Annotated in this window: 7 protein-coding genes and 1 tRNA gene; 5 read left to right on the plus strand and 3 right to left on the minus strand. The window is 62.9% G+C overall.

The features are described from left to right. Nucleotides 1–169: 169 nt before the first annotated feature. Nucleotides 170–769: a TetR/AcrR family transcriptional regulator gene (locus tag ACIQUG_RS28910; RefSeq protein ID WP_402325680.1), complete on the plus strand. Its 600-nt coding sequence runs from the start codon at nt 170–172 to the stop codon at nt 767–769. A 98-nt stretch (nt 770–867) separates the two neighbouring features. On the opposite strand, the gene ACIQUG_RS28915 is transcribed toward ACIQUG_RS28910, so the two are convergent. After that, on the minus strand, nt 868–1911 hold the full coding sequence (locus ACIQUG_RS28915; protein WP_043612776.1) for a class I SAM-dependent methyltransferase: 1044 nt from the start codon (nt 1909–1911) through the stop codon (nt 868–870). Nucleotides 1912–2224: 313 nt separating this feature from the next. Between ACIQUG_RS28915 and ACIQUG_RS28920 the strand changes: the two genes are divergently transcribed. Together ACIQUG_RS28920 and ACIQUG_RS28925 are read left to right on the plus strand one after the other, a co-directional pair. Continuing rightward, nucleotides 2225–4222 carry a putative bifunctional diguanylate cyclase/phosphodiesterase gene (locus ACIQUG_RS28920; RefSeq protein WP_402325682.1) on the plus strand — a complete coding sequence of 666 codons (1998 nt, stop codon included), beginning with the start codon at nt 2225–2227 and terminating at the stop codon, nt 4220–4222. A 298-nt stretch (nt 4223–4520) separates the two neighbouring features. Next, complete coding sequence (locus ACIQUG_RS28925; RefSeq protein WP_402325684.1) at nt 4521–6287, plus strand: hypothetical protein; 1767 nt, start codon at nt 4521–4523, stop codon at nt 6285–6287. Here ACIQUG_RS28925 and ACIQUG_RS28930 read toward each other — a convergent pair whose 3' ends face one another. After that, complete coding sequence (locus ACIQUG_RS28930; protein ID WP_402325685.1) at nt 6288–7436, minus strand: AI-2E family transporter; 1149 nt, start codon at nt 7434–7436, stop codon at nt 6288–6290. Between the two features lie 316 nt (nt 7437–7752). Between ACIQUG_RS28930 and ACIQUG_RS28935 the strand changes: the two genes are divergently transcribed. Both ACIQUG_RS28935 and ACIQUG_RS28940 read left to right on the plus strand, forming a co-directional pair. Then, nucleotides 7753–9132 carry a DUF3300 domain-containing protein gene (locus ACIQUG_RS28935; RefSeq protein WP_402325687.1) on the plus strand — a complete coding sequence of 460 codons (1380 nt, stop codon included), beginning with the start codon at nt 7753–7755 and terminating at the stop codon, nt 9130–9132. A 21-nt stretch (nt 9133–9153) separates the two neighbouring features. Beyond that, nucleotides 9154–10209, plus strand: a complete 1056-nt coding sequence (locus tag ACIQUG_RS28940; protein WP_402325689.1) for a DUF2950 domain-containing protein — start codon at nt 9154–9156, stop codon at nt 10207–10209. Nucleotides 10210–10577: 368 nt separating this feature from the next. On the opposite strand, the gene ACIQUG_RS28945 is transcribed toward ACIQUG_RS28940, so the two are convergent. Further along, nucleotides 10578–10654 (minus strand) — tRNA-Met (locus ACIQUG_RS28945). Between the last annotated feature and the right edge of the window lie 2 nt (nt 10655–10656).

Below are 10656 nucleotides of genomic sequence, written 5' to 3' on the forward strand. Positions count from 1 at the left end.
AATCTAACAATAGGATTCATCAAACGCGACAATTGTAAGGCAGATCACATACGAGCATTGCGGGAAGATGGCGGAGATCGTGCAAGCGCCCGGCCTTGACACCGATCGGTTGCCCACCGAAATTAGAGCGCCTGATCTAATAATTGAACGGCATGCAAGGAGACCGGCGATGCGCAAGATCGACCCCGAAAAACATGCGGCCAGGCGTCGGCTGATTCTCGATGCGGCAATCGCCTGCTTTTCGCGCAAGGGTTTTCACGGCACGTCGACGGCCGAGATCTGCGCCGAGGCAGGCATGAGCCCGGGAAATCTTTTCCATTATTTTCCGACCAAGCACACCATCATCGCGGCGATCGTGGAAGAAGAACGTCAAGAAACGGCGGAGATTTTCCGAAAGCTGGGTGAAGAGGAGGATCTCTTCGCCGCATTGCTGAGCTTCATGGATAGTGTTCTCGAACTGGCGGGCGATCCTGCCTATTCGAGCCTCGCGCTCGAAATCGCCGCCGAAGCGATGCGTGACGAGCGCATCGGGACGCTCGCAACGACGAACGACGCAGAACTCCAGTCGGCGCTCGTGGCGCTCCTGCGCAAGGCCGCCAGCCGAAACCAGATCGACAGGACCCTCGACGCTGAGGGCGCGGCCCGCTGGATTGCCGCGATCATCGACGGCATCTTCAGCAGGGTCGCGGTCGATCCCGGCTTCAAGCCGAAGGAGGAAAGCGTGTTGCTACGCCGCCTGCTGAGCCGTTTTCTGCGCGCGCAAGACTGAGCGCGTGAAAAATGCGAGACCGCGGCAGCCCTTCGGCACGCCGCGGTCTCTTGTTTTCGGCCGGCCTCGGCTTGAAGCCGAGGCCGTTCGTCGAAGTCTCATGAATGCTTCTGGATGACGCCGTAGACGATGTTGCGGTTGGCGCCGAAGAAGACGCGTGCATCGATCGCGGACTTCCCGGCACTCTTGTGGATGATGTTCCACATGTCCGCTTCGGAACGCAGCAGCAAGGCCCAGTTCATGAAGCTCTCCATGTAACCGTCGACGCCGATGTCCTGGGCGAAGTTGGCGAACAGGAAGACGCCGTTCGGCTTCAGCATCTGCAGGCAGCGATGCGTCAGCTTGATGGCCACCTTGTCGGCCAGATAGTCGTAGAGACCGGCCGCATAGATGAAGTCGAACGTGCCGAGCTTCTGGTCGCGACCGAGCAGGCTGCGAACGGACCCGTCGACCGCTTCGATCGCCGTGCCGGAGAAATCGCGGCTGATCGATCCGACACTGAGAGGATCCTGATCGAGCGCCACCCAGCGCTTGATCCGGCCTTCCTCGAGAGCCTTCGAACGGTTGGCTTCCCGCAGATGACCGGCGGCAATCGTCAGGATCTCCGCCTCGGAACCCCGGCTCGCTGCGATCTCGTCGACGTGGCGCGTGAGGATATCGCGGCGCTCGCGCACCGCCACCGAGGACGAAGCGTCCTTCGTGTAGTCATAGAGCGCCCGACCGACCGGAGACGCCCGCTCGATTTCACCGGCAACGCTCGCATGGCCGTAGATGAAGTCGAGCAACTGCGCGTCACCCGAATAGCCCCTGGGCTTGTCAAACGACCACCGGGTGAACGGATCCTGCAGGAAGTACTCCGAAACCGGGTGATCCTGGGCAATCGGGATTAGCTCCTGCCACACGCTCGGGTGGTATTTGGCACGGGTCTGGTGGAGGGAGGCAGCGAGCCGGTCGATAATTTTCGACGCATCCGTGCCTTGAATGAATTGTTCCTGAGCGACCCTCAGAATCAATGCGAGCTCGGCCTTGGCGGTCGAGAGCTGTTCGTCATGTCGTTCGCCGCGGGGCGAAACGAACTCATCAGCCATTGCCTTGGGAGTAATGAGGCTCTGACCGTCGAAAACAGTCTGAAATTGGCGCACGCGAGACCATCCGTTAAAGCTTTGTTAACAATAGTCGCGAAGATGCGCGCATAACGGCTCGGAATGCAAGTTTTTGTATATAATAAGGTAAATACTCGGAGCTCACCCCTTTGGGTGATACCGATTCGCAGATGCCCTGACCCATTAATTTAACAAAACTTAATGGACACCTCCTATCATGCCTCGCAGCGTTTCCCGCCCTTGTTGCATATGGGTCGCGGTGAACACGCAGGGAGTGTCCGAAACAACGTCCATTGATGGAAAAGCGACGACAGATTTCCGTTGACCGTGACGAAACTCGATGGATCAGTGCATGAAGCACACGTTGGCCGACGTAGTTGACATCGACCTACACAAGCAGCCGCACAGGCCGCACCTGGCTGAGCTTCAGACCCTCTATCGCATGGAGGGCGAGGCTGGTCGGCGCGCCTCGACCCGGCAGGGGCTGTGGGTTGCCGTCGTCGTCTACCTACTTTTCTTCATCCCGGACATCCTGCTCGTCCCCGACGTCGCCTTCTACACGATCGTCTCGCGCCTCTTTGTCGGCATCGGCTCGCTGCTGACCTTCGAGATCCTGTTTCGACTGAAGGCCCAGACCAAGTGGCTCGACGCCACCTGCGCCGCCGCCCTCGTCTTCGGCTATATCGGCTGGCTCGTCCCGGCGATGATGACGGCCGATACGAACAGCATGTCCTATTACATGATCTTCGGCGCCATCTTCATGATGGGCGCCAATCTCTTCTTCAGCCTACGGTTCCGGCTTTCGGTGGTCGCCTCCAGCATCGTACTGGTGACGTTTTTCATCGCGCTGTCGTTCTTCTCCGAACACGATCCGGCCTACCTGATCGCCTTCGGGACGTTCTATGTCTCTTGCTTCGTCTTCACCTCCTATGTGAACTGGAAGCTCAACCGCGAGCGTTACAAGGTTTTCCTCAACGCCTTCGAGGCGAAGATCCAGCAGAACGAGGCTTCCGAGCGCGGCATGGCGCTTCTGCGGCTGTCCAACACCGATCCGCTGACCGGTCTCGACAACCGCCGCGCCATCGACCAGCAGCTGCGCGACTACTGGAACGATTGGCAGAAGCTCGGCAAGAACTTCACCGCCATGCTGATCGACGTCGATTTCTTCAAGAAATACAACGACTGCTACGGCCACCAGGAGGGCGACCGATGCCTCATTCTCGTGGCCAACGCGCTCGGCGAGGCGATCAGGGACTATCACGGCTCGATCGGCCGCTACGGCGGCGAGGAGTTCATCGTCCTTGCCCGCCTGGATACGCGCGAGCAGGCGGCCGAACTTGCGGAGGTCATCTGCCGCACGGTTGAGAACATGGGGCTGATCCACGAGCAGCGCCGCGACGGCGTGTCCATCGTCACTGTCAGCGTCGGCGCCGCCTTCACCCGTAACCACACCGGAGCCAAGCTCGAAAAGATCATCCACGAGGCCGACCGCGCGCTTTACGCCGCCAAGGCGAGCGGGCGAAACTGCTCGAAGCTGTTCGATCCGAACGATCCGCAGAGCAGCGACGAGAGCGAGAACATCGCAGCGCTGCTGAAGATCGCCGTCGACCAGAACCTGGTATCCCTCGTCTACCAGCCGATCACCAACGTGACGACCGGCGAGGTCGATGCGGTCGAGGCCCTGATGCGCCTGACGATGCTGGACGGCACGTCGGTGCCGCCGAGCCTCTTCATCCCGGTCGCCGAACGGACCGGCGCCATTCTCGATCTCGGCCGCTGGGCGATAAAGACCGTCTGCCGCGAGCTTCTGGTCGACAACCACATCCCGCTCGTCAGCGTCAACGTTTCGCCGATCCAGCTGAAGACGCCGGGCTTTGCGACCTCGGTCGCAGCGATCCTCGGCGAGACCGGGGTTGCCGGCAGCCGCCTCGCCTTCGAGATCACCGAAGGGCTCGAGATGGAGATGCATTCGGGCATCCTGCGCTGCATCAGCGACCTGGAAACGCTCGGCATCCGCATCTGGCTGGACGATTTCGGAACCGGTTTCGCCGGCCTCTCCTGGCTGCGCCTGATCGATTTCGACACGGTGAAGGTTGACCGGTCGTTCCTGCACGATTGCGCGACCCCGAAGGGCCGCGCGATGCTGCAGGACATCATCGGGCTCGTGCGCAACCGCGGCCACAAGATCCTGATCGAGGGCGTGGAGACCGACGAGCAACTGGCCCTGATGCGCCGCTTCCGGATCGACCACGTGCAGGGTTTCCACGTCGGACGCCCGGCGCCTGCGGACATGTTCCGCACACCCACCGACAAACCACGCATCCCGCTTCGAAACGGCGTCCGGACCTAGAAGCCTCTTCGACGTCAATTGCCACGATCGGCGCTCGACGTACGGCAAGCCGGCATCGGCGGACCGGGAATGCGGGCCGCCGCCTTTCCCGTCCGGCGCCGGTCATGACCTCGGCGAGGCGTAGCACAGCCGCGCCCCGTCCCCTCGGCATCGCCAGCGCACGCCCGCGCAGCCCCGGCAGGGCACGTGAAGCGCAGTGCGCGAATAAGTGTTGCGCTCCGACCGAACCGGTGCGTAGGATACGGGAGAATACACTGCCGCCGGATACAATCTCACATTGTGCCCATGGAGGCGCGTGATGGCCATCGGGGACCAGCAGGACGTCGGCGTCGAACCGACCATATCTCCGCCCAGCCGCGCGGAAGTCTTGGCACAGCTTGAGCGCATTCGCCTGAGCACCGAATTCGACGCTCCGGACCGCGACCGTAAATTCCTGGCCTATGTCATCGAGGAAACGCTCGCCGGGCGTGGCGACCGCATCAAGGCCTATTCCATTGCCACCGAGGTTTTCGGCCGGGATTCCTCTTTCGACCCGCAGACCGATCCCGCCGTTCGGATCGAGGCGGGCCGCATTCGACGGGCGCTCGAACGCTATTACCTCGTCGCCGGACGCAGCGACCCGATCGTCATCCGCATGCCGAAGGGCGCCTATGTGCCGACCTTCGAAAGCCGGGCCGAAAAACAGCGGGCACCATTTATGGAAAGCGGAACGCCGCCGTCCGAAGCAGTGCCGGTCGGCTGGCATGAGCGCCGCCGCGTCCTGCTTGGCGCTGCGGCGCTTGCATGTGGGGTCGCCGGCTTGTCGGCCGGCTTCGTGTATTTTTCCGGTGACGACGGCAACGCCGCCAATCGGCCCAATATCCCGAAGGTGATCGTCACACCTTTCGAGGATCTCTCGGGAACCCGGCAATCGGCGATGATGGCGCAGGGGCTAACGGACGAAGTCGTCAGCAACCTTGCCAAGTTCAAGGAGATCGTGCCGGTTACCGGCAACGACCGACTGCAGACATCGGGCGATCACGCCTATGCGCTCGAGGGACGCGTAAGGCTCGAGGGCGAACGGTTGCGGCTGGTCGTGAAGCTTGTCCAGCGATCCGACGGGGCGATCGTCTGGGCAAACACCTACGACGAACGACTGCAGTCCGGCGACGTCATCGATCAGCAGGCAAGGACCGCGGCGGCGGTATCGAGCGCGGTGGCAGAGCCCTACGGCGCCGTCTTTCAGGCAAGCGCAGCCGAACTCAGGCACTCGGTTCCTGAAGGTTGGCAGGCCTATGCCTGCACCCTCACCTACTATGACCATCGCGGCGACATCGATCCGCAATCCCGCCGCTCCGCCGAAGACTGCCTGCAGCGCGCGACCCGGCAATTCCCGACCTATGCGACCGCCTGGGCGCTTCTGTCGATGAGCTATGTCGATGCCCTGCGCAACCGCGCCGACCCCGCGGCCTCGCCAGGATTGCTGGAACAGGCTGGCGAAGCGGCGGCGCGCGCCGTCGATCTCGCCCCCGTCGATGTTCGCGCCCTCGAAGCGCAGATGCTCGTCCTCTTCGCTCGCGGCGAGGTCGATGCCGCCCTCGCCGTCGGCGCCCGTGCGCTTGCCATCAATCCCAACGACAGCGAGCTTGCCGGCGCATACGGCCTCCGGCTCGCGCAGTCGGGACAATGGGATGCAGGCTGCAAGCTTCTGTCGGACACGACGGAACGCAACCTCGGCCAGACAGGCGCCTTCGAGGGGGCGCTGGCAAGCTGCGCCTACTTCGCCGGCGACTATGTCACCGCCGAGCGCTGGGCGCGGCTTGCCAATCCGCACGCCAGCCCGGCCGACCGGGTGCTCCTGCTTGCGGTTCTCGGCAAGCTCGGCAAGACCGACCAGGCGCAGGAGGAGCGAAAGTGGTTCGAGGCCCACGCACCGGCTTTCCTCGGCGACCTCAGGCAGACGATTGCCGCTCAATTGCACCGGCCTGAGGATCAACACCGCCTGTTCGACGGGCTGCGCGCCGCCGGCGTCTCCGTACCCGAGGCGGAGTATCAACAGGCAGGGACCGCGAGCGCCATACGCTGATCAGATATTGCCGGGTTCAAGCTCGCCGTCGCGAACGGCGGGTTTAGCCGCCTTCTCAGGCGCTGCATCCGAGCGCGCCCAGACCATCAGCAGGTCGTGCGCGACACTCAGCACGATTGGCCCGAGGAAAAGACCGATCAGGCCGTAGGACAGCGTGCCGCCGAGCACCCCGAGCAGGATCACCAGCGTCGGCGTCGACAGCCCGCGTGCGACCAGGATCGGCTTCATCACGTTGTCGATGACGAAGAGCGGGATCACCAGGATCGTCAGCAACAGCGCCGGACCGAAATCCATGGTGAACCAGGCCCAGATCATGACGGGCAGCAGCACCAGCGCCGGGCCGATCTGGATGATGCAGAGCACGAGCACGACGAAGGCGATTGCGCCGGGCGCCGGCACGTCGAACAGGCTGAGCACCAGCCCGCACAGAAAGGCCTGTAGCAGCGCGACACCAATGACGCCGCGCGCCACGTTACGGATCGTCGCGGTCGAAAGCTTGAGGAAACCGATGCCCCGCTGGCCGCCGATCCTGCCGGCAAAGCGCTGCGCCATTTCCGCCAGCCGCTCCGCCGAACCGAATAGGAAACCTGCGATCAACACCGAGACCACGAAACTCAAGACCTCGGCGCCGACGCTGGCGACCTTGCCGAGAACCTTGGTCCCGGCCTGCATCAGCGCCGGTTCGATCTTGCTCAGCAGTGCTTCGATATTGCCCGACGCCATGCTCCAGGCTGCATGAATGCGCTCGCCGACGACAGGCCACGTGCGGATGTATTCCGGCGGGACCGGTACGATCAGCGAACCGTCGGCAAGCCGGGCGAGCAGCGCCTGCAGCCCCTCGGCAAAACTGACGGCGATCGCAGTCAGTGGCGCCACGATGACGGCAAGGCATATCAACGTGATCAGGAATGACGCCAGGCGCCGCGAACCGAGCAGGCGCCCAAGTCGGGCATAGGCGGGAAAGAGCGCCACTGCGAGGATTGCCGCCCATATCAGGATGATCGCGAAGGGCGCGATCAGCGTCAGGGACCAATAGGCCAGAAGCCCGACGATGCCGATCCGGGCGATATCCGTGATCTTCGCCTCGATGGAAGGCGACCCGTTCGTTCCGTTGCGGATCACATTCGATCGGGAAGGATCCTCGTCCATGCTCGCCCCTTCCCCTCCACGCGAAACCGCCGACGCCCGCAGCCTTGTGCTCCCCGGCACCCTGCAAGCGTTCTACCGTCACGTGGATGGGACGCTCACGGCAACCGTGGGGCAGTAACATACAGTAGAATACGCCTGCCGGACTTCCCGATCCGCCGGCCTCCTCTAGAGATTCCAGTGACTGATGACGACCGTGGTCAGCGATCGCGGCCCGATCAGCTTGAAATTTCAAGACAAGAAGCGTCGACAGGGGGCTGTCCCGCGCGCCAGTACAAGCGCTCGCGCCACCGCCCAATACACGAGGGAGGCTGGATAGATGATCAAAAAGACGATCATCGCGCTCGGCAGCGCAATAGCGTTTTTGATAACAACACCCGTCACGGCGGTTCTCGCCCAGCAGACAGCGGCCGCGCCGACTGCCCAGGAACAACAGACGGCACCCGAGCCGCTCAGCGATGACGAGCTCGAGGTTCTGGTGGCGCGCATCGCGCTTTATCCGGACGAATTGGTGGCACTCATTTCTGCAGCGGCACTCTATCCGTTGCAGATCGTCGAGGCCGAACGCTTCCTTGAGGCCCGTCAGAAGAAGCCCGACATGAAGCCGAAGGAGGACTGGGACGGCAGCGTCATTTCGCTGCTGAACTATCCGCAGATCGTCAAGATGATGAGCGAAGATCTCGAATGGACACAGTCCTTCGGCGACGCCATCGCCAACCAGCAGAAGGATGTGCTGATCGCCATCCAGCAATTGCGTGACGAGGCGGTCGCCAAGAACATCATCAAGTCCGACGACAAGGTGAAGGTGGTCCAGGAGGGCGACAACGTCGTCATCCAGGCGGCCAATCCGGAAACGATCTACGTGCCGCAGTATCCGCCGGAGATGCTCTACGAGCCGAACTATGCGCCGGCGCCGATCGGCTACTATGACGAGCCCTATCCCGCCTACTGGTATCCGGGTGCGGCCTTCTTCGCCGGCGCGGTGACGGGTGCGGCCTTCGCCGCGATCGTCGACTGGGATGATTGGGGTGTCTGGGGCGGCCGCTGGAACGGCGGCGACATGGACATCGACTGCAACAACTGCTTCAACAACATCAATGGCAAGGTGAAGTGGAACGACGTCGACTGGAAGAACGTCGATCGCAGCAAGATCAACTTCAATCGCGACCAGCTTCAGCATTTCGACCGAAACAGCATCAAGAACAACATCAAGGCGAACGGCAACAACAACCTGCGCAACCGCGCCGCCGAGATCAACCGCGACCGGCCGAACGCGCGGCCCGGCGGCAGTGGTGCCGGCCAGATCAGGGATGTGCGCAAGAGCACGCTCGACGGACTGAAGGCACAGCAAAGACCGGCCGCACGCCCAGGCGGCGGCGGTGGCGGTCAGGCGATCGCCAAGGCGCGGCCCGGCGATGGGCGGCAGAACATCAACCGCGCCGGTGGCAACAAGCCCTCGCAGGTCAACCGTCCCTCCGGAAAGAAGAAGATGGCCGCCAAGGCGCAGAACCGGAAAAAGCCGTCGGGTCTTGGCAACGTCAATTCCGGACGGCGCGAGGTGGCCTCGTCACGCCGCGGCGGCCAGAGCTTGGGCGGTGGCCAGCGTGGCGGTGGACGCCCGCAGATGAGCCGCGGCGGCGGCAGGCCGCAAATGCACCGCGGTGGCGGCGGACGGGGCGGCGGCGGCCGCAGGCGTTGACCGGATCACAGGAGAACGACCATGACAAAGCTCTTCAATTCCCTTCTCCTGGGATCAGCGATAGCGCTGGTTCTGGTAGCAACCCCGATCGGCTCCGCCTATTCGCAGGACAAGCCGCCGGCCGACAAACCCGCAGGCGACCAAGCTGCAGGCGATCGGCCAGCTGGCGATCAAGCTGCAGGCGATCAGCCTACAGGAGATCAGCCGCCGGCGGATCAGATGGTGGGTGGGCTGGATGCCTATGCCGCCGCGGAAGACCCGCCGGCCTTCGACGATCCGGACAAAGCCGTCGAGGAATTCAAGGCGAAACTGGCCGCAAATGACTTCAATGGCCTGGCGAAACTGCTGGGGCTGAATGCCGAGAAGCTGAAAGACAGCGAGGGCGTCAAGGACACCTTTGCCCTCATTCGCGAAGGCGCGGCCCGCAATGTCGTCGTTCGGGATCTGGAGGGCCGCAAGATCCTTCAGATCGGCGACCGGCTCTGGCCGCTGCCGTTCCCGCTCACCAAGGGGGAAGACGGCAAATGGGCCTTCGATACCTATGTCGGCCTAGAAGAAATCGTCAACCGACACGTCGGCGAGAACGAACTGCAGGCGATCGACACCGTCGAAGCCTATGTCGATGCCCAGAAGGAATACGCATCCGAGGACCGCGATTCCGATGGGGTCCTCGAATATGCCCAGAAGCTGATCAGCACGCCCGGCCAGACCGACGGGCTCTACTGGCCTGCCGACCAGGGCGACGGCGAAAGCCCCGTCGGAGACTCGATCAACGAGGCGGCCCTGGAAAAGGCAAAAGCCGGCGAAGGCTATTTCGGCTACCGCTTCCGCATCCTGACCTCGCAGGGCGACAACATCGCCGGCGGCCGCTACGACTATGTGATCAACGGCAACATGATCGGCGGCTTTGCACTGATCGCCTGGCCGGTCACCTATGCGGAGACGGGGGTGAAGACCTTCGTCGTCAACCAGCAGGGCATCATCTACGAGCGCGACCTCGGGCCGAGCACGGAAGCCATCGTGCCCTTCATCGACCGCTTCGATCCCGACGACAAGTGGTCCGTCGTCGACGATTGACCGGGATCACCGGTATGAACGACAACGCCGCCCCTTCGGGCGGCGTCAGGCCACGCCCCCACGAGCTGGCCCAACCGCCAAGCCTGTTTTTCGCTCAAGCAAGTATCAAGGGCACATTGAGCGCGACCCGCTATTTGCGCGGCTCGATCGGGCCTGCCGTCGATGAAGCTCCCTCCCAGCCGTTGAGAATTGAAGGGCCGCTCTCCCACCGCATTGGGGTGCCCTCCCCCTCAGGCTTGGCGGGGTGCTCGGTTCTTTGGTCCTTGGCTGCTCCGGCGCCTTTCGGCCTGCGCCCATCTGGTTTTTGCCGCCGTGCCTTTAGAACGCACAAAAGCCCGCCGGATTTCTCCTTGCGGGCTTTTTTGATTTGGTTGCGGGGGCAGGATTTGAACCTGCGGCCTTCAGGTTATGAGCCTGACGAGCTACCGGGCTGCTCCACCCCGCGCC

The sequence above is a fragment of the Ensifer sp. NPDC090286 genome (genome assembly GCF_044769565.1).
Lineage (GTDB): Bacteria > Pseudomonadota > Alphaproteobacteria > Rhizobiales > Rhizobiaceae > Ensifer.